This window comes from Algoriphagus ratkowskyi, from assembly GCF_002150505.1.
Classification (GTDB): Bacteria; Bacteroidota; Bacteroidia; order Cytophagales; family Cyclobacteriaceae; genus Algoriphagus; species Algoriphagus ratkowskyi.
Map to the genome: position 1 here is coordinate 222,224 of NZ_MSSV01000008.1, position 19,507 is coordinate 241,730.

At 37.9% G+C, this 19,507-nt stretch carries 16 protein-coding genes and 2 pseudogenes; 15 read left to right on the forward strand and 3 right to left on the reverse strand.

The window, feature by feature from the left end:
- Nucleotides 1-8 precede the first annotated feature (8 nt).
- From BVH02_RS10880 to BVH02_RS10935, 13 genes and pseudogenes are all read left to right on the forward strand, one after another.
- Complete coding sequence (locus tag BVH02_RS10880) at nucleotides 9-401, forward strand: hypothetical protein (RefSeq protein ID WP_086501470.1); 393 nt, start codon at nucleotides 9-11, stop codon at nucleotides 399-401.
- 11 nt (nucleotides 402-412) lie between these two features.
- Nucleotides 413-1,852 (forward strand): class I SAM-dependent DNA methyltransferase, encoded by a 1,440-nt coding sequence (locus BVH02_RS10885; protein WP_086501471.1) that lies wholly within the window; start codon nucleotides 413-415, stop codon nucleotides 1,850-1,852.
- Between the two features lie 81 nt (nucleotides 1,853-1,933).
- Nucleotides 1,934-3,649 carry a restriction endonuclease subunit S gene (locus BVH02_RS10890; RefSeq protein ID WP_158093881.1) on the forward strand — a complete coding sequence of 572 codons (1,716 nt, stop codon included), beginning with the start codon at nucleotides 1,934-1,936 and terminating at the stop codon, nucleotides 3,647-3,649.
- Between the two features lie 17 nt (nucleotides 3,650-3,666).
- Nucleotides 3,667-4,764 carry an AbiH family protein gene (locus BVH02_RS10895; protein ID WP_158093882.1) on the forward strand — a complete coding sequence of 366 codons (1,098 nt, stop codon included), beginning with the start codon at nucleotides 3,667-3,669 and terminating at the stop codon, nucleotides 4,762-4,764.
- 68 nt (nucleotides 4,765-4,832) lie between these two features.
- Nucleotides 4,833-5,159, forward strand: coding sequence for a hypothetical protein (locus BVH02_RS10900; protein WP_086501474.1), 327 nt, complete (start codon nucleotides 4,833-4,835; stop codon nucleotides 5,157-5,159).
- A 57-nt stretch (nucleotides 5,160-5,216) separates the two neighbouring features.
- Nucleotides 5,217-5,768 (forward strand): hypothetical protein, encoded by a 552-nt coding sequence (locus tag BVH02_RS10905; protein WP_086501475.1) that lies wholly within the window; start codon nucleotides 5,217-5,219, stop codon nucleotides 5,766-5,768.
- Nucleotides 5,765-6,247, forward strand: a complete 483-nt coding sequence (locus BVH02_RS10910; protein ID WP_086501476.1) for a helix-turn-helix transcriptional regulator — start codon at nucleotides 5,765-5,767, stop codon at nucleotides 6,245-6,247. Before BVH02_RS10905 ends, BVH02_RS10910 begins: the two co-directional genes overlap by 4 nt.
- Entirely contained in the window at nucleotides 6,244-6,699 is a 456-nt protein-coding gene (locus BVH02_RS10915) for a preprotein translocase subunit SecB (protein ID WP_086501477.1), read from the forward strand. Before BVH02_RS10910 ends, BVH02_RS10915 begins: the two co-directional genes overlap by 4 nt.
- A gap of 267 nt (nucleotides 6,700-6,966) precedes the next feature.
- A pseudogene (locus BVH02_RS10920) lies at nucleotides 6,967-7,155 on the forward strand (helix-turn-helix domain-containing protein); the annotation flags it as partial.
- Between the two features lie 62 nt (nucleotides 7,156-7,217).
- Nucleotides 7,218-7,871, forward strand: a complete 654-nt coding sequence (locus tag BVH02_RS10925; RefSeq protein WP_223271757.1) for a virulence RhuM family protein — start codon at nucleotides 7,218-7,220, stop codon at nucleotides 7,869-7,871.
- Nucleotides 7,872-7,895: 24 nt separating this feature from the next.
- Nucleotides 7,896-8,048 (forward strand): annotated as a pseudogene (locus tag BVH02_RS21760) (Fic family protein); the annotation flags it as partial.
- Nucleotides 8,049-8,420: 372 nt separating this feature from the next.
- On the forward strand, nucleotides 8,421-8,636 hold the full coding sequence (locus BVH02_RS10930; protein WP_086501479.1) for a hypothetical protein: 216 nt from the start codon (nucleotides 8,421-8,423) through the stop codon (nucleotides 8,634-8,636).
- Nucleotides 8,637-8,781: 145 nt separating this feature from the next.
- Nucleotides 8,782-10,323 carry a Fic family protein gene (locus tag BVH02_RS10935; RefSeq protein ID WP_086501480.1) on the forward strand — a complete coding sequence of 514 codons (1,542 nt, stop codon included), beginning with the start codon at nucleotides 8,782-8,784 and terminating at the stop codon, nucleotides 10,321-10,323.
- A gap of 272 nt (nucleotides 10,324-10,595) precedes the next feature.
- On the opposite strand, the gene BVH02_RS10940 is transcribed toward BVH02_RS10935, so the two are convergent.
- Together BVH02_RS10940 and BVH02_RS10950 are read right to left on the reverse strand one after the other, a co-directional pair.
- Entirely contained in the window at nucleotides 10,596-12,044 is a 1,449-nt protein-coding gene (locus BVH02_RS10940) for a dihydrolipoyl dehydrogenase family protein (protein WP_086501481.1), read from the reverse strand.
- Between the two features lie 742 nt (nucleotides 12,045-12,786).
- Complete coding sequence (locus BVH02_RS10950) at nucleotides 12,787-13,062, reverse strand: hypothetical protein (RefSeq protein WP_086501483.1); 276 nt, start codon at nucleotides 13,060-13,062, stop codon at nucleotides 12,787-12,789.
- Between the two features lie 372 nt (nucleotides 13,063-13,434).
- Here BVH02_RS10950 and BVH02_RS10955 point away from each other — a divergent pair, with 372 nt between their 5' ends.
- Nucleotides 13,435-14,454 carry a zinc-dependent alcohol dehydrogenase family protein gene (locus BVH02_RS10955; protein ID WP_223271758.1) on the forward strand — a complete coding sequence of 340 codons (1,020 nt, stop codon included), beginning with the start codon at nucleotides 13,435-13,437 and terminating at the stop codon, nucleotides 14,452-14,454.
- 1,659 nt (nucleotides 14,455-16,113) lie between these two features.
- A complete protein-coding gene (locus BVH02_RS22040; protein WP_394363984.1) occupies nucleotides 16,114-16,914 on the forward strand; it encodes a thrombospondin type 3 repeat-containing protein in 801 nt (266 codons plus the stop codon).
- 842 nt (nucleotides 16,915-17,756) lie between these two features.
- Here the strand turns inward: BVH02_RS22040 and BVH02_RS10970 are convergent.
- Nucleotides 17,757-19,052: a serine hydrolase domain-containing protein gene (locus tag BVH02_RS10970; RefSeq protein ID WP_086501486.1), complete on the reverse strand. Its 1,296-nt coding sequence runs from the start codon at nucleotides 19,050-19,052 to the stop codon at nucleotides 17,757-17,759.
- Nucleotides 19,053-19,507 lie beyond the last annotated feature (455 nt).

The following is a 19,507-nucleotide window of genomic DNA, read 5'->3' on the forward strand; positions in this document are numbered from 1 at the left end:
CTTACTAAATGAATAGAAAAAAAATCATTCAAATAATTGCAATAATATTTCTCCTAATCGGAGTTTTTTTACTTTTCCCAAATACTAATTGGGAAGAAAGAACTTCAATATATGGGTTTATAAGTGTGATTTGTGGAACTCTTGGTTCCACTGTCTCAATCTTCATTCCATCTGTATTTGTCTATAATTTTGAAGAGCAAAATTGGAATAAAAAAAATGAAGGTTATTCAATTACTGTCCTTGCTAAGGAACATGGAATGGGTAAATCTCCCCAAATTCAATCGTTTATTCTTAATGACAGTGGTTTCCAAGAAGTATTTTTAAATCAAAAAATTGATTTTGCGGGTAGTGTTTTTATTCATGGTACACGAAGATTTAATGGAAAAGTAGTTATTAAGTAAAAAAAATATAAATGTCCCAAATTACCACAAACATCAAAGGCATCCGCGCTATCATGCGGAAAGACACAGGAGTAGACGGAGATGCACAGCGTATCTCCCAAATGGTGTGGATGCTCTTTATGAAGATTTTTGCAGATAAGGAAGAAGAATGGGAAATCACCATTGACGGCTACGAAAGCCCGATTCCCGACAACCTCAAATGGCAAACCTGGGCAGCAAATGAAGAAGGCTTGACGGGCGATGACTTGATGGACTTTATCAACAACAAACTGTTTCCTGCCCTGAAAGAGCTTGACATTACGATCAGCCCTCAAGCGAAGATTATCCGATCGGTATTTGAAGACACCTATAATTACATGAAAAACGGAACGCTTTTCCGTCAGGTAATTAACCAGATCAACCGCATTGATTTTAACAGCTCTACCGAAAGGCATGTATTCAATGACCTCTACGAAACCATTCTAAAGGAACTGCAATCGGCGGGATCTTCCGGGGAGTATTACACGCCACGTGCGGTCACGCAGTTTATGGTGGATATCATCAATCCTCAGCTCAAAGAAACTATTCTTGACCCTGCTTGTGGTACAGGTGGCTTCCTGACCTGCTCCATAGATCATAAAAAAGCACTGGTTCAAAACAACAAGGACGAGCGGGACCTACAGGCTACGATTCGGGGAATCGAGAAAAAGCCCTTGCCGCATTTGCTCTGTACGACCAACTTGATGCTGCATGGCTTTGATGTGCCTGCGGTGCGTAGAGATAATCTACTGAGCAAGCCTTATGCAGATTGGGGTTCAACAGATAAGGTGGATATCATCCTCACCAACCCTCCTTTTGGCGGAGTGGAAGAAGACGGTACCGAAACCAATTTCCCACAGAAGTTCCGAACCAAGGAAACTGCCGATCTTTTCTTGGCGCTGATTATTCGATTGCTGAAAGATGGCGGAAGATGTGCGGTGGTGTTACCTGACGGAACGCTCTTTGGGGAAGGTGTGAAAACCCGAATCAAAGAAGAACTGATGGAACGCTGTAATCTGCATACCATCGTGCGCCTTCCCAATGGCGTCTTTAACCCCTACACAGGGATCAAAACCAATGTGCTGTTTTTTGAGAAAGGAACTCCCACCAAAGACGTGTGGTACTTTGAGCATCCTTACCCTGATGGTGTAAAGAGCTATAACAAGGGCAAGCCGATCCATATCAAGGAGTTTGACTTGGAAAAAGCCTGGTGGAATAACCGGGAAGATGAACAATACAGTGCCTATGCCTGGAAGGTGTCTACCGAAGAGATCAAGGCCAGAGGATATAACCTGGATATCAAAAACCCGCATCAGGAAGCAGATAATCTGGCTTCACCAGATGTGATTCTGGAGAAATATAATGCAACTTCTAAAAAGATCAGTAGCATACAGGATGAGATTATAAACGTACTAACCGAAGCCTTAAAATAAATCGTCATTGCGAGGAACGAAGCAATCTTATCACTTGAACAGATTGCTTCGTCATACCTCCTCGCAATGACGAACACAACTATGAAACTACTAGAACATTTCAAGGAACTTACGATACATCCCAAAAATGCCCAAGAGCTCAAAGGCTTGATCCTGCAATTGGCGGTACAGGGAAAACTTACAAAAAAGTGGCGTGAGGAAAATTCTGATGTGGAACCCGCTTCTAAATTATTTGATCGAATTCAAGCTGAAAAGAAAAAGTTGCTAGCGGAGAAGAAAATTAAAAAAATAAATATTCTGCCAGAAATTAGTAGCGATGAAATCTCTAATTCCATACCGAGTACATGGTTATGGGTAAGATTTGATGAAATCGTAGTAAATAGAGACGGAGAAAGAAAGCCAATAACGAAATCAGATCGATTACATGGCAAATATGATTATTATGGAGCGTCTGGAATTATAGATAAAGTAGAAGATTATCTTTTTGATAAGGATCTACTTTTAATTGGTGAAGATGGAGCAAATCTTATAGCTCGATCCACTCCTATTGCATTTTTTGCAAGGGGTAAATATTGGGTAAATAACCATGCTCATGTTATAGATTCAATTGAATTTGAAATTCTTGAATACCTTGAAAAATATATAAATGCTATAAATCTAGAGGATTACATAACTGGAATGGCTCAACCGAAGATGCCGCAGAAAAGAATGAACCTTATTGTTGTTCCTCTCCCTCCGCTCGAAGAACAAAAAGCCATTGTCAGCATTGTCAACCAGCTGTTTAAAGAAGTAGAAGAACTGGAGCGGGAAACCAAAGCCCGTATCCAACTGAAAGAGGACTTTGTGACTTCTGCCTTGAATCAACTCGCAAACGGTGATACTGCAACCGAATGGGCGTATTTACAACCGCATTTCCACATCTTCTTTACTGAGAAAAGCAGCATCAAAAAATTCCGAGAAAGCATTTTGCAATTGGCTGTGCAAGGGAAATTGACCCGAGATTGGCGTTCTTCTGTCACACTGAGCGCCCGCCTGCCGGACGGGCAGGGAGTCGAAGTGGAACATGCCTCTATCCTACTAGATCGCATCAGAGCAGAGAAAGCCCAACTGATCAAAGCAGGAAAAATCAAAAAGGAAAAACCACTTCCAGAAATTACAGATGAGGAAATTCCTTATGAATTGCCGGAGGGATGGGTTTGGTGTAGGTTTCAAGAGATATTTGATATTAGAGATGGTACACATGACTCGCCAAAAGATGCACTGGGTCCGAATACTTATCCACTCGTAACAAGTAAGAATTTCAATAACGGTGAAATCGATTTTGAGACAGCGAGAAGGATTTCTTTAGAAGATTATTTAAAGGTGATTCAAAGGTCACAAGTTCACTCAGGTGATATTTTGTTTTCAATGATAGGAGGAAATATTGGTAACCAAGTTGAGGTTGGAATAGTAACAGAGTTTGCAATAAAAAATGTGGCACTTTTCAAACATTATCGATATGGTTTACCCGTTCCAGGGTTTCTAAAACTCTTTAGTCAATTCATTGCTATGAGTTTACAGGGAGAAGCCGCAGGAGGAGCACAACCTTTTGTATCACTTAAATTTTTCAGAAACTTGATTATTGGGTTGCCACCAGAAGCGGAACAAAAAGCCATTGTAGAAAATGTCAATGCCTTAATGGGCTTCTGTGATAGCCTAGAAAACGAAATAGAACAAAACACCAAGCAGTTGGAAGACTTGATGCAGAGTTGTTTGAGGGAGGTTTTTGAAGGGAAGGAAAAGGAGGTGGTTGGATGATGTTAGCTACAGATCAAATGAGAGCCCAAAGAGCTCGGGAAATAAAGTACAAAGAAGTCAATCGCTTAATATTAATCGGAAATGGCTTTGATTTAGCCCATGGATTAAAGACTAGTTTTAGGGATTTTATTGAGGACTATTTTACTAAGATTTTAGAAAATATAAAACTTAATTTTTATCATAAGGACCTATTATTATCAATTAGAGCAGAGGTTTCTTTTAGACATTTGGATAAAATTTTTACCCCTTCTCAAGCTTTTTTAGAATTAAGATCTTTAATGGATAATCCAAATTTAAAAATTGAAAAAGAATCAAAGTTATTAAAAACCATCTACAATGAGATTGAAGTTAAAACTTGGGTAGATATAGAAGTGATTTTTTTCAAACTGCTAAAGGACTCTCCTGAAAAGCAAGACAAGATAAAAGAGTTAAATCTTGAAATGGATTTTTTAAAAAGATTACTCAAGGAATACCTAGAAAAAGAATTCAAAGCTTCCAAGTTAAAATCCATTTCTAGGATTGAGACTCAGTTCAAGCAAAAATTTATGAAAAGTGAAGCTCAACCCAAAACATTAATAGACGATAAGGACATTAGCTCCATTTGCGTATTGAATTTCAACTATACGAAAACTCCTGAATTATATTTAAAGGAATTAAGTATAGGTAATAGCCATATTCAAATCCATGGAAGCCTAGAAGGAGACGACATTAATTCGCAAGGATTGGTTTTTGGTTTTGGAGATGAATTGGATGAAGAGTACCTGAAATTTGAAAACTTAGAAAATGACGATCTTTTTGAACACATTAAATCCTTCAAGTATTTACAGTTCCAGAATTATAGGAATCTATTGGATTTTGTAGAGAGCAAACCATTCCAAGTTCATATTTATGGACATTCCCTCGGATTGTCAGACCGAACTTTACTCAATACTATTTTTGAAAACGAGAATTGCATTTCCATTAAATTATTTTATCATAAATGGGATAATGGAAATGATTTTGAAAAGAAAACTTACGCGATTTCTAGGCACTTTAAAAGTAAAGCATCTTTAAGAGCTAAAGTGGTTAATAAAGAATTTTCTGAGGCTATGGGACAATTGTCAAGAAAAGTGTAATTACTAGTTTAACCTATTTTTAAAATTTTCAAAATTCGAAACAACATTTAAATTTTAATACAAAAAACATGAAGCCTCATCAACTCTTTACGATCTTTTTTATCTTTTTGATTTCCTGCAATTCCTCTCCAGATTATGAACAAGAAATAAAGAATAAAATTGCTGAATTTTATTCAATTGCTGAAGCAAAGGAATATAGTCCAATTTCATTTAGTGAATTAGATACAATCCAAAATCTAGTTGATCCAGGAAATGGCGAATTAATAAGGTTAACTGGGGTAATTGTACATGAATTTTCAGCCAAAGCAAATAATGGCTCAATTCAAAATTATAAAGAGACATTCGATGTCACTATTTTTAAAGATGCAATTATCGTTTTACCGAAAGAAAAGTAATCTTTGATGATTTAGGGAATGTAATTGAACCAATATGTAAACCTGTAGGTTGACACTATGAATATTGTTAGTATATTTGAGCGCTCAAAGGACTGTCTTTATGCTGTAAAGTATGATGAGGGTGAATTGGATGCGCTGGAAATACTGCAAAAGTACTGGGAAGATCCAGAAGAATTGCGCAAGTTTTTCATACAATACAAAAAGGATTATGAAGCCTATTATGGTAAAGTAAGAACCAGTTCTATCGTTGAGAAAACAATTGAAGATGCAGACACACTATTTGAAACCTTATTTGAATTGGCTGAAGATGAATCAGGAAAACATCTGAGCGAAATTTTTAAACCTCTACACAAGAAAGAAGTTGGAAAATCTTACGAACTACAACAGCTTAAAGCTTATGGGACGCTCAGCAATTCAATTTTGCGCGTTTATGCTATTCGGTATGGCACATCTTATGTAATTACAGGTGGGGCTATCAAGTTGACAGATCAGATGAAGGACAGAGATCACACGAAGAAAGAGCTCTATAAACTTAATTTGGTTAGAGATTACCTTCAAGATAAAGGTGAAGAAGGAGAGTTCGTTTACTTAGACATTTTAAGACAATGAGCAATACAGAACAAAAATTAAAGAATTTAGCGGCCAAGAATCCAACTTCCAACTGGAAGGAAAAAGTTGCTTTTAGAAAAGAAAATAAGGCTTGGCTCAAAAAGTCCACCAGAGTTGCTTTGCGCATTTTGGATGCTTTGGATGACAAAGACTGGAGTCAAGCTGATCTTGCTAGAGAATTGGGAGTTACCCGTCAGCAGGTAAGTAAATTGGTAAAAGGACAAAGTGACTTTAAGTTTTCAACTGTATCGCAGTTGGAAAAAGTATTAGATATCCAGTTACAGGCTATTTTAGCTGAAGGTGAAGTTGTAATGTCAGAGGAAATGATTGAAGAAAGAGTAAATCAAGGAGTTACAGATTACCATAGAAAATTGCTACTTACCCAACAATATTTTGAATTAAAGAATCAAAAATCAAATCCTTTTACGGTGATGGCTGTGGAGCCAAACTCCGAGGATGAATATGCTCTAGCAGGATGAAAGCAAAATTTTCACCTTTACAGTTGTTGGATTTCAAGCTTTTGGAATCACACTATGACTTTCTTATTCCAGAGAATGATAAGTTGGAACCAAGAGAATTATTTGCGTCCTATCATGTAGAAATAGACTTTGATATGGGGCCATTAGATGAGAATGGAGAACTTCAATTGATTACCACGATTGAAGTTAACTTAGGTGGGGAAAGTATTGAAGCTGGATATAAAATTATGGTTGAAGGTGGTGGAACTTTCAAACTCGATGAATCAGAAGAAATTCAGGAAGGCTTAAAAAATAACCTTCTCAAATTTTCTACTCTGAATATGATGATCAACAATCTCCGGAATATTATCTATCAAATCACCAATCTTGGACCTATGGGAGGGTATTTACTCCCTCCTATTGATATAACCCAGTTACTCAGCGATAAGGCGGAAGAACAAGAGACGGAATAATTATTATTTTGACCGCTGTTTAACAACCTTAAATACTATCAAAGTATTCCTGAAAATTCAGCCATAAGGCCAACGAAATTTACGCGAAATAAAAAATCACAACGGGAGATTTCAGCCATCGGAAGATTTGGGTGTACTTCAATTTTTGCAGACTTTTTTAAAGTTCATAGCCGGACGTAACAGTCCAAATCTATCTTATGAGCTATCAAACCTATTTCTATAACTCAGATTTGCAATATTTTTGAGCTATAGAGTGAATTTGTAAAAGCCAGACGAAAACAATTGGGCTTAACCCAAGAAGAATTTGCGGACAAAGCTGGAGTAGCACTAACAGTGATCAGAAAGATCGAGCAAGGCAAAGAAAATTTAAACTTATCAAAGGTAAACCAGGTTTTAAGCATGTTTGGTCATGTATTGACACCCATTAGTGAAAAAGATAGTATGTTGGTTAAATAAAAAAGATGATGATGAGTCGGGAATTCCGACATACCTGTAGTAGAAAATTCTAGAGTTTGAAAATGGACAACCAAATCGAAATATATCAAGGAAGTGACGGCCAGACTCGAATTGAGGTAAAGTTTGAGCAGGAAACGGTGTGGCTAAATCAAAAGCAAATGGGGGCTCTTTTCGATAAAGATACAGACACTATTAGTCTCCACTTAAAGAATATTTACAAGGATGAAGAGTTGGATGAAACTTCAACTACCGAGGAATCCTCGGTAGTTCAACAGGAAGGCAAACGAAATGTTAAGCGGAATGTGAAATTCTATAACCTAGATGCAATTATTTCAGTTGGTTACAGAGTTAATTCCAAACAGGGAACCCAATTCAGAATCTGGGCAACCAAACGATTAAAGGACTACCTTATCCAAGGCTACGCAATCAATGAAAATAGACTAGCGCAGAAACAGCAGGAAGTCAAAACTCTTAAAGATGGCATTCGAATTTTAAGCAGAGCAATACAGCAAAAGGAAGAAGACCACAACTTGGATTTTGAATGGCTGAATTACTTTGCAAAAGGTTTAGAGTTGCTTGATGATTATGATCATGAAAACCTGGACAATAAGGGATTAAGCAAGAGAAAAGCAACTTACCCTGAATTATCTGATTATCAAAAGGTAATAGAATCAATGAGATCAGATTTTGAATCTGGTGTATTTGCAAAAGAATAAGATGGAAGCTTTGAAAGTGCAGTAGCACAAATCAGTAAAAGATTCGGTGAAGAAGACTTCTATCCTACCCTGGAAGAAAAAGCAGCTACTCTCCTATACTTGATCGTCAAGAATCATGGTTTTGTAGATGGCAACAAACGAATTGCTGCAGCTTGCTTTCATGTGTTTATAATTTGATTTTTAATGGCCACATGGAATCTTCGCAAGCATTATAATCATTCCTCTGTGTGTCGCTTTGGGTCATGCTCGATTTCATCTGATTGTAATTTGTTTTTAAATGGTCAGATGGAATGCCCTATATTATCACCTCTCTGAGTGAGAAGCTCTATAATGGGCATTTCTTTTCTTTTTGCAGTCGAATGATTTACTTCATAATAGCGAGGGAATCTCGATCATCAGCAATGATGCCCTTGCCAGTTTGACCCTATTTATAGCGTCTTGCAAGCCAGACGAAATGGACACGATGAAAAAATTGGTGATTAGTGTACTGAACAGGAACCGCACTTGATTGCGAAAGAAATAGAGAAAAGGATCTTAAAACCCAAAATTATGGCACAGAAGAATAAAGGGCATCTAACAGTTTCTGGTGAATGGGCCAAACATCTACGAAAGCGTAAGAGCAACCTATTTTGGAAAGGTGAAAGAAATGCAGGTAAAGAATTGGTTCGAACTGAGCTTATTAAAGGTGAGGAAAGCGGACTATCCAACAAATCCGTGGCTGAGATTTTAGCAGAAGCCAAAAGACGCGCTCAAACAAACTTGTAGGCAGTTATAACCTGAATCTGGTTCATAAAAATTTTTTCAACAATAAAATCTACCTGTTTTTCATAAAAAGCATATCTTTTTACCCGTTTTTCATATAAATAACCTGTTTTTCTAGTATTTTTGAATAGCCTGTTTTTCACGAAGAATGAATCATAATACCTCCTTTTCAATTAATACACCCACATTTCATGGCCGAAATCTCCCTGAAAGTGGATATATCGTCGGCTATCCAGCTATCATTGAACACTATAGACTGGAGACTCCGATTCCTGAAGTGATCGCACTGATAAACATAAAACATAAAACTTATCAAACTGAAGCCTGGATGGTTTTCACTCCCCGATACCAACCAGAGGAAAGCTGCTACCACCATCTCGTATTTGCTTTAAAATATGAAGGAATCAATTTGTTGGTACTCAAAAAACTATTTGAAAAACTAAGTGAAAGAGAAATTCTCGAGCTACTTTCCATAGAGGTAACCGGACAATATTCCCGTAGAATTTGGTTTCTATATGAATGGTTAATGGAAAAAAAGCTCCCTATACCTGACTTAACCATTAAAAACTATGTGACCCTTCTTGATGATAAGCTACAATTCACTTTGTCAAAAGGAGAAAAGTCACCCAGACATCGTATCGTCAATAACCTGCCTGGTACAATCAACTTTTGTCCTTTGGTGCGTAAAACCAAAAAAATTAAAGAGTACGCATCTCAGGATTTTGTTAGATTAAACGATCAGTATTTAAAAGGAATCCGGAAGAGTATCTTACAAAGAGCTGCTGCCTTTCTTTTGTTAAAGGATTCCAAGGCATCTTTCACGATTGAAGGTGAAAGCCCTAAAAGTAAAAGGGCAGCACGATGGAGTCAGGCGATTGGTCAGGCGGGAGTAAAAGACCTTAGTCATGAAGAGCTTTGCCGATTACAGCAACTAGTCATAGAGAATACACGATTTATTGAGATGGGCTACCGTAAAAAAGGTGGATTTGTGGGAGAACGAGATAAGGATACATTCTCTCCACTACCCGATCACATTTCTGCAAAGCATCAAGACATTGAATCTTTGATGACTGGACTCATGGAATCAAACCGCCTTTTACTATTGGATGATACCGACCCTATTATGGCAGCTGCAGTTATAGCCTTTGGATTTGTATTTATTCACCCATTTGTCGATGGAAATGGTCGTATCCACCGATACTTGATCCATCATGTATTGGCAAAGAAACAATTTTCTAAGCAAGGTCTTATTTTTCCAATTTCTGCAGCTATTCTTGATAGCATATCAGATTATCGATCAGTGTTGGAATCCTACTCTATTCCACTATTGGATTTGATCGAGTGGAAAGAAACCAAAGATCATAATCTAGAAGTACTTAATGAAACCATAGACTATTACCGTTACTTTGACGCAACAAGACAGGTGGAGTTTCTATATAAATGTGTGAAAGATACCATCGAAAACATCTTGCCTGAGGAGGTTGACTATCTGACAAAATTTGAGGAGTTTAAAAATTTTGTCGACGAGACTTTCGAAATGCCCGACGATATGGTTGCGCTCTTATTAAGGTTTTTGGAGCAGAACAACGGAAAACTTTCAAGTCGGGCAAAAATTAAAGAGTTTAAAGACCTCTCCTCTAACGAGGTCTTAGAGATTGAGAAAGAATATAGTTTGATATTTGGGAATTGAAATTTCAAGTAAATCAATAACTAAGATAAGCCAGATTTGGGTGTCAGCTTTGAAAATTAGCCACCCTTGAAAAGTTAAATTTTTTATTGAAATAAGCCTACAAAATTCAAAAATGTAAGATTTCTGTACCGTATTTGTACCGAAATAACGTTAACATACTGACTAACAGATATCTGCACATTCTGTATCGGGAAGTTGGTGGCTTATAGTTTATCTTGAGAGAATGAGACCTATAGAAAGAAAAACAATTTGTTGGGTGGAAAATCTTTCCTTCACCCGAATATTTTAAAAGCAGCATTCAAAAGTTTTTTTAAGCCTGAGGTTAATTTCTTTTGCTTGTGTCTCACAATAACCTGTTGGTTAATTCTTGTAGCTACGGGATAAGGATATATTTTATTGAAAATACTGTTGATAGATAAACCTAATGTGTTTGCCAATATTAATTCTTGGATGAGTTCTCCTGCATTTGGAGCGACCATCGAACCGCCCAGAATTTTTTCTTTTTTAAAGAGTCCACCTTTAGTGATGTAAAGAATAGTTCTGGCGTATCTATAAGTATCAGTAACTGCTCTATGATCATCACTGAAATCCTGATCCAATTTTTCAAAGCTTATACCACGATCTTGAAGCTGTTTTTCGCTTAGTCCAAAGGTGGCTATTTCAGGATCTGTAAAAGTGACCCAAGACATATGATCATTATTTAGCTTTTTAGTAATTGGCGAAAAGAGATTATTTAAAATAATCCGACCGTGAAATTCTGCCGCATGTGAGAATTGTAGATCACCGGCAATATCACCACAAACCAGAACATTTTTATTCGTAGTGCGAAGCTGATCATCTATGACAATTTTATGGTCTTTTACTTCTATACCTGCCAAAGCAAGTTTCAATGGTTCGAGTACCAATATTCTTCCAACTCCTACAAACACACCATCAAAAGAAAGAGCAAAATCCTCCCCATTATCCTTCTTTACTAACGCTTCAGTAGGAGAAGTGAACTTTTCCAGACTTGCATTGAAGTGGAATACGATCCCTTCTTCCTGTAGCTTTTTTAATAAAATGCTGGTTAGGGACTGATCATCATGCGCTAATATCCCATGTCCTTTCTGGACAACTGTCACTTTACTACCCAGCCTACACATTGCCTGAGCGATTTCAATTCCAATTGGCCCAGCACCTACAACCAGCAGCTTCTTGGGTAACTTTTTAATGTGAAATATATTTTCATTATCAAAATAATTCACCTTTTCAACACCATCTATTTGAAGTTTTCGAGGTTTAGAGCCAGTCGCCAGAATGATCTTTTTAGCTGAGAAAATCTTGCCGTCTACTGTTACTTCATTTTTGCCTGAAAAGCTTGCTTCACCTAGTACCACGGTAATTCCCTGATCTGAAAGCCATGCTGCATTTTCATGTTTGCGTATAACCTCCTGTTGCGCATATACATAAGCCATTGCCTTTTGTATATCTACCTCGCCAACCAGTTTTATACCAAAAAATTCTGCTTCTCTAGCAGCATTCACTTGACGGGCAACATGTATTAAGGCTTTACTAGGTACACAACCATCATTTAAACATTCTCCACCTACCTCTTTGTCGCTTTTTACAATCATAATCACCGAAATGCCAACTTTTGCAAGAAACAATCCCACGCTCAAGCCTCCTGATCCGGCTCCTATTACAATAACATCCGAATTTGTACTATTAACTTTCTTGTGCATAGAAGCTTTTTTGTAAACTACTCCTTTTGATATTATTTAAAATGGGTAAACATTTAGCTGCACCTAGTTAAAAATGAAACTAATTGGCTGGATTATAAATGCTGTTGTTACTGGGTTAAAAGTAGCCAAATGCATTAATAAAATTAACTTTATGAAGCATTTTTCAAATTGGGAGAGCTTTGAAATTTATGTTATATTTTATCGTAAGAAAACTGGAATAAAATATAAAAGCAGGCAGGCATCCTTCCGCATGGACGCTAATTTCCAGAAGATGATTTTGCACGGAAAGGAATTGTTTGGTTACCTTTTTACCATGAGTTCCACCCATGGATATTGAAAGGTCCTTTGCGACTTAGTGATTAAAAAAACATCTACCAACCCAAGTTTGGGTTTCTACATTAGAACTCTACTCCCGTTCAGCCCTATAAAAAACATCCTGTAAAGCTGGTCGAATATTCAGATTGTACAAATTTTGGTAGTCTCTTAAAGGATAAACCCGGTTGGAGAGAAATATTTACGTGAGCTCTTCAGTAATCTGTAATTCTGCTACTCAATTTCCTGAAGGCCTTGAAGGGAATACTTATTTCAGCTTCAAACTGCCAGCTACAGGATTAATCACCCCTTAGATTATGCTGATACCACGGGGCGGCATTAGTCAGAATTAGAATTACAACTTTCAAAAATTGGCTTCTAAATTCCCAGCTGTGCTTGGGGTTTTGCTCTTAGTGGCTCGCAGATGAATTTATATCTGAAACTCTTTGTCCATTACGAATAATTTCACAGTCTCCCGTAAAACTCCATCATTTGCCATCGCGCCTGGCCCTTCAGTTTCAAGAATATGCATGAACGTTTCCAGATTTTTAGGTTCAAAGATTAGCGCCACTTCATTCTCATCATTGATGGAAATATGAATGGGATTAACGCAGGTTTGTCGCTTAAACAATTCGCCATGAGTTCGAAAACCTTCTTCCCATTTCACGGAATCTTCCACTTTTGCTGTAATAATTACCTTTGCCATGATACAGTTATTTGGTTGATATATAAGGTATTAATAATTATTGGGGTATACAATTGTGTGGTGGTGGTAGGTATTGATGGCATAACTGACAAGAAAGTTTCATTTAGTTCTAGACTGATCTCCGCTACTCATTTTTCTGAAGACCTTAAAGTGAATACCTATTTCAGCTCCAAACTTTCCCCCTACCCCATTAATCACCCCTTGATTAAGTCATCCTTCTGACTGACAATCGTCATTTTAAGTGTTGATTTTTATGAGGTGATTGAGTTGGAATACAGAAAGATTTTTCACTTAATCAGGAATGCGATGAACACGAAAGTTTTAGAAGTTGATAAGGCCCAAAGCACGAAAACTATGAAAGCGCTGGTCTACATGGGGCCCGGGAAAAAGGAATGGAAAGATGCTCCAAAGCCAATACTAGTAGATCCCACCGATGCGATTGTGAAAGTGCTCAAGACCACTATTTGTGGTACGGACTTGCACATTCTGAAGGGAGATGTTCCGGCAGTTACCGCAGGAAGGATCCTCGGGCATGAAGGTGTTGGCATCGTAGAAGAAGTAGGAAGCGCGGTCAACAATTTCAAAAAAGGGGATCATGTGCTGATTTCTTGCATTACTTCCTGTGGAAAATGTGAGTATTGCAAAAAGCAAATGTATGCCCATTGTGAAGATGGTGGTTGGATTCTGGGTCACTTGATTGATGGCACTCAGGCTGAAGTTGTGCGCATTCCTCATGCTGACAATAGTCTCTATCCTATTCCTCCCAAAGCGAATGAAGAAGCCTTGGTCATGCTTAGTGACATTCTTCCTACCGGTCATGAGATTGGCGTGCTGAATGGCGCCGTAAAACCGGGAGACATCGTTGCGATTGTGGGAGCTGGTCCCGTGGGCATGTCGGTACTATTGACCGCGCAGTTTTACTCACCTGCTCAGATCATTATGATCGACACGGATGAAAGCCGCTTGGAACTCGCTAAGAAATTTGGCGCCACTCAGACCATCAATCCGGCCAAGAATGACGTCCTAAAAATCATTACCGAGCAAACCAAAGATGGAGTGGATGTGGCGATTGAGGCTGTTGGGATTCCAGAGACTTTTAATATTTGCCAGGACATTATCCGGCCAGGTGGACATATTGCCAATGTAGGCGTGCATGGAAAGAGTGTGGATTTGCAATTACAGAAGTTGTGGATTAAAAATATCACCATCACCACGGGCTTAGTGAATACAAATACCACCTCCATGTTGCTCAAAACAGTGGAAAGCAAAAAGATCCAGCCAGAACAACTCATCACACATCGATTTACCTTCGATCAGATGCTGGAAGCCTATGAGGTCTTTAGCAATGCCGCACGGGAAAAGACCATGAAAGTAATCATCAGTAATGGCTAAATCATCAAACCTTTGAGGTTTTCAAAACCTCGAAGGTTTTGTTTTGGATGTTTGTCAAAGTTTTTGTGCCTGCCTGCCTAAGACTTGCCCCGGTTTGTGTCTTCACAAACCGGTATTCAACTCTTCCTATTCAACAATTCGATGAGAAAAGACCCATTTCCATCCTCCCGCATAAGCATACATTTCCAAAAGATGATTTCGGGCAGGAGGCTGGTTTGTTAGCATATTTTCGATCCATGGGCTCCGCAAGCTCCACTAATTAATGGTTAAACACCTTCGGTGTTTGTTTTTATAGCACGATCACTCAATCAATTCCATTTACCACAATCGCTGATTTTGTTGGCGCAGGGGCTTTCGTGGCAGCGGGCCGGCGCCTGGCAAGTGCGGCTGAAGCTTTGCCACGACTTGTACCGACAGCTGTACGGAATTGGTTCTTTTGCGTCAAGGCAATAGGACGAAGAAAAAAGAACATAAAAATACTGTTGGATAATGGAAAAAAAAAATTTATTTTTAAATACTGCTTTTTGAATGCATAAAAATGCGGGTATAATAATTTAATGTCTTTTTTGAACAACCAAAAAAAGCCGAAATGATCTTAATTTTTAAGAGAATCAAGAAGACAGACTTGGGTTAGAAAAAAGTGGAAGTCGTGCGGGGCTAAGAGAAGGTAGAATCTCTAAAGAACCTAATTAACAACTGTTTATCCACAAAATATTCTCTGGAAAGGCGTGTCTACTAAACCAATTCAGACTGATAGACACTACAAAGTGTAACTATAAATAAGTTTGATATAGTTAAATTACTAAGTAAGTTTTTCAAACATTCCTTACTTTAAAAAATAATATTAAACTAAAAAAATTTTATAACCTGAAACTGGCTAAGTTATTTTAATATTTAAAAGATATAACAGATTTAGTGATTATTTTTAGTGATTTTTATAATATTTTTAATCGTTGATAAAAATATTATAATCTAACAATGATTGATATTTTCGTGAGTGATAATTAATAAATATTATACTAATATTAAGTTATATGAATGACTTACAAATTGTATTTATTAGTGTAAAAATATTTTTTTGGGAAAATATACACCCTCCATGAATCATGAAATATTGACTAAAATTGAAATAATTTTCTTAATTGTTTGATTTTATATCTAACAATTAAGAAAATCTCTATCTAATTCAACATTTTTATTTCACTTAAATTTTATAAAGACATGAAACATTTTAAAATTATTTTTAGCATAATATTCTTAGCAGTATTAACTGTAGGTTGTGAGGAAGACACATTCATCCATAATGAAGTTCCGATCACACAGTCACAAAGCCTTATCGATCCAAATGCTAAAGCAACAATTACTCCAGCACAAATTAGCGCTTTAGGAAAAAAAAACAAATCAGCGAATATTGGGTACGAGTCCGCTGCTCTTGGGGATATTTTTGTACTGGATTTTGAAGGTTTAGGAAACCTTGACAATATCAATAATTTTTACAATGGCGGCACCAGTGGATCTGGCTTTTCCGGCCCAAACTATGGGGTTGAATTTGGTGTTGCACTGGCTATTATTGATTCGGACGCAGGTGGTACTGGAAATTTTGCCAATGAACCATCACCGTCGACCGTCATGTTTTTTTTGGATGAAAATCAGGCTTTTATGAATGTTTCGGCTGGATTTGATACAGGTTTATCCTTCTTCTATTCTTCCGCTACTTCTGATGGATTTGTTTCAGTTTACGATGCACTTAATGGCACTGGAAATCTATTGGGTACAATAGTTTTAGCACTCAACTATAACATTAATTGCACAGGTGACCCAACTGGACAATTTTGTAATTGGGATCCAATAGCTGTTCCTTTTGAAGGGACTGCAAAGTCTGTTGTTTTTAGTGGAGCATCAAATTCTATAGCATTTGATGATGTCACTTTTGGAAGTACCACTCCTGGTGATCTAGACAGTGATGGTGATGGAATATTAGACGAGAATGATAATTGTCCTATCACAGCAAATCCCGGGCAGGAAGATTATGATGGTGATGGTATAGGAGATGTTTGCGATGATGATATTGACGGAGATGGAATATTAAACGAGAATGATAATTGTCCTTTAACAGCCAATCCCGAGCAAGCAGATTATGATGGAGATCTAGAGGGAGATGTTTGTGATGCAGATGATGATAATGATGGTTGTTTGGATGTTGATGATCCTACACCATTCTCCAATATAGAAGCTACAGTTGATATTAAGGGATGTAATACCAGTGTAGAAAATCGTATGACTTCCAGTTGTGGTTTAACCATGTCTGATATGATAGATGCATTAGAGGCTGGAACTTATAAGAACCATGGTGAATTTGTTAGAGCAATGGCCAATCTTTCGAATTCATGGAAATCAAGCGGTTTAATTAGTGGAAAAGAGCATGGTGCAATTATGTCTTGTGCTGGTTCTTCCAAATAAAAATTAATTTGTAATATCCCCTATTAATTTAAAAGGTTTACGTTTTATATAATTCGTAAACCTTTTTTTATTCCTAGTAGAAAAGTTTAAATATTACCAATAACGGGACGTCTTAATTATGAGGTATCCCACTAAGCGTAGATTGCATCTACGCTTTTTTATTTTTTAGAAATTTGTAATTCCGTAAATCATAACCTCTTGGGTGATCTATACAATGGGAACAAAATGAAACTCGTTTCCATCCTCCTGCATTGGCATTCCTTTCCAAATTGACCTCCTGCGCTAGAGGGGAATGTGGTGCGGATTCGTTTAACCATGGGTTCCACAAGCTCCACCCATGGCTATTAATGGTTAAATACCTTCGGTGTTATTTCTATTGCTGTAGAAAAAACTATGTTTTCTATCTGTCTATGTGGTTTAAATAAAAAACATCTGTATCTCCAGCACTTTGCCGGGATTAATAAAAAAACTCAGATCTCCAGATGATCATCCATCTTTTCCCGCATGCCTTTTCGGGTATAGACCCGACTGGCCCAAAAATATATCAACAAACCGATCAGCAGCCAACCCGCGACAATGGTCCATTCAATGCCATTTAATGCCGACGGATTCCCCGGTAAATACAAATAAAACAAGCCCAAACTGGACACAAAAGCCAATACCCCTACCCGCTGTTCGAGATTTGCAATCTCGAGCCTCTATCAAAGGAATTGTAATCCGACCTCAAAAACCATTTCATTTCCTTTCCCATAATAATCTCCTCTGCGGAATTCTTTGTGTGCTTTGCGCATTTGCGGTTAAAAAAACACACCAACCCAAGTTTGGGTTTCTACATTAGAACTCTACTCCCGTTCAGCCCTATAAAAAACATCCTGTAAAGCTGGTCGAATATTCAGATTGTACAAATTTTGGTGGTCTCTTGAAGGATAAACCCGGTTGGAGAGAAATATATACGTGAGCTTATTTACTGGATCAGCCCAAACGAAAGTTCCCGTAAAACCGGAGTGACCAAAACTTTCGGGACTTACTAAAGGGGAAGGATAAGCTTCTGCCAATGGAAGCTCGGCATTGTTCAAGTGTGGTTTGTCAAATCCCAATCCGCGGCGGTTTTCATTTTCACGAAATTGCACCTCAGTAAATTCTTTCACGGTTTCGGCTGAAATTAGTTGTAGGCCATTTACGCTGCCATAATTCTGATACAAGAGCATCAATTTAGCCAAGTCATCGGCTGTAGCGAACAAACCTGCATTACCCGAAACACCTCCTTTTAGCGCTGCGTTTTCGTCGTGTACCCATCCATTTACCAAGGCTTTCCTAAAGAGAGAATCCACTTCAGTAGGCACAATGTTATTTACATAATTTTTTCCCTCAGGTAGATATCCCAGTGTATTTGCACCTATTGGTTGATAGAAATTTTCTTCCAAGTAGGTTTGATAGTCGGTTCCTGTGAGTTGCTCGATCAAGGTAGGAAAAATCAAAAAAGTGAGTCCTGAATACAGGTATTTCTTTTCATCGGAAACGTCGGACCGATTAATGATTCGGTTCATTTTCCGTTCAAAACGGTCATTGATATAAAGCCCATCATAGACTTGACCTTGAAACCGCTTACCGGATTTGTCATGCACAAACCTTCTTTTGACCTTACCATTTTTCCGAACCACATCATTTAAAAACACTATGTAGGGGACTAAACCTGCCTGATGAGCCAAAATTTCACGGAGCGTTAAGTCTTTTTTGTCTTTTCGCTTTCTCCAAGGTTCCCAATAGGTGCTGAAAGGCTCGTCCAGATCAAGCTTTCCTTCGTCCACCAACTTCATCAAGGCGGGTAAAGGCCCAGCTATTTTGGTCACCGAGGCTAAATCGTATAAGTCATTTAATGCAACAGGTTGGATGTTGTCGTACGTATGATAACCGTAAGCTTTATGAAAAATAACCGTATCGTTCTTGGCTATTAAAAGTTGTGCTCCGGGAAAAGCCAAACTGTCTATGCCTATTTGCATTATAGAATCCACTTTGTGGTTGATGAACTCTTCATCAAATCCCAGTGCAGAAGGCTTGGCATGGATCAGTTCTCGTTGAGCAAATCCAAGTTGCATCACTGAAGTAATTAAGAAAATCGAAAGCAGAATTTTTTTCATTAGTAACTAGTTTTATCCTTAAATATGCAAAAATCTATGACAAAATAACTGGCTTTACTATTAGCGGTCTCCTTACTTAAAATCCTACCCTATTCAATGGCTGTTTACAATACAACTTGTCTCATTTCCATCCACCCGCAGGAATTCTCGATTCTAAGTAACTTCTCTGTGCGGGAGGCTGATGTCTAGGTATATGTCTAGTGCTACCAAGCTGTACTTCCTCTGGAGATAATTGTTTCAGCACAATCACTCTATCAATTTCATTTAGCAATTCTTATGGGCGCGGTGGGCGGTCGTGGCCTTTTCCGCCGAAGGAGGAAGCGGGCCGGCGGTAGGTATGCGCGCTGAAGCTTTGCCACAACTTGACTTTTTAGTTCTTTTTGCGTCAAGGCAAAAGAACGAAGAATAAAAGGTTAAAAATCTAGTGGATGTACATATGACAATCAAACAACTCC

Coding starts and splice junctions, on each gene's coding strand:
- BVH02_RS10930 (WP_086501479.1), top strand. CDS start 8,421: ATGGCACAGAAGAATAAAGGGCATCTAACAGTTTCTGGTGAATGGGCC.
- BVH02_RS10935 (WP_086501480.1), top strand. CDS start 8,782: ATGAATCATAATACCTCCTTTTCAATTAATACACCCACATTTCATGGC.
- BVH02_RS10925 (WP_223271757.1), top strand. CDS start 7,218: ATGGACAACCAAATCGAAATATATCAAGGAAGTGACGGCCAGACTCGA.
- BVH02_RS10900 (WP_086501474.1), top strand. CDS start 4,833: ATGAAGCCTCATCAACTCTTTACGATCTTTTTTATCTTTTTGATTTCC.
- BVH02_RS10905 (WP_086501475.1), top strand. CDS start 5,217: ATGAATATTGTTAGTATATTTGAGCGCTCAAAGGACTGTCTTTATGCT.
- BVH02_RS22040 (WP_394363984.1), top strand. CDS start 16,114: ATGAATGTTTCGGCTGGATTTGATACAGGTTTATCCTTCTTCTATTCT.
- BVH02_RS10950 (WP_086501483.1), bottom strand. CDS start 13,062: ATGGCAAAGGTAATTATTACAGCAAAAGTGGAAGATTCCGTGAAATGG.
- BVH02_RS10890 (WP_158093881.1), top strand. CDS start 1,934: ATGAAACTACTAGAACATTTCAAGGAACTTACGATACATCCCAAAAAT.
- BVH02_RS10915 (WP_086501477.1), top strand. CDS start 6,244: ATGAAAGCAAAATTTTCACCTTTACAGTTGTTGGATTTCAAGCTTTTG.
- BVH02_RS10895 (WP_158093882.1), top strand. CDS start 3,667: ATGAGAGCCCAAAGAGCTCGGGAAATAAAGTACAAAGAAGTCAATCGC.
- BVH02_RS10955 (WP_223271758.1), top strand. CDS start 13,435: ATGGGGCCCGGGAAAAAGGAATGGAAAGATGCTCCAAAGCCAATACTA.
- BVH02_RS10885 (WP_086501471.1), top strand. CDS start 413: ATGTCCCAAATTACCACAAACATCAAAGGCATCCGCGCTATCATGCGG.
- BVH02_RS10940 (WP_086501481.1), bottom strand. CDS start 12,044: ATGCACAAGAAAGTTAATAGTACAAATTCGGATGTTATTGTAATAGGA.
- BVH02_RS10970 (WP_086501486.1), bottom strand. CDS start 19,052: ATGAAAAAAATTCTGCTTTCGATTTTCTTAATTACTTCAGTGATGCAA.
- BVH02_RS10910 (WP_086501476.1), top strand. CDS start 5,765: ATGAGCAATACAGAACAAAAATTAAAGAATTTAGCGGCCAAGAATCCA.
- BVH02_RS10880 (WP_086501470.1), top strand. CDS start 9: ATGAATAGAAAAAAAATCATTCAAATAATTGCAATAATATTTCTCCTA.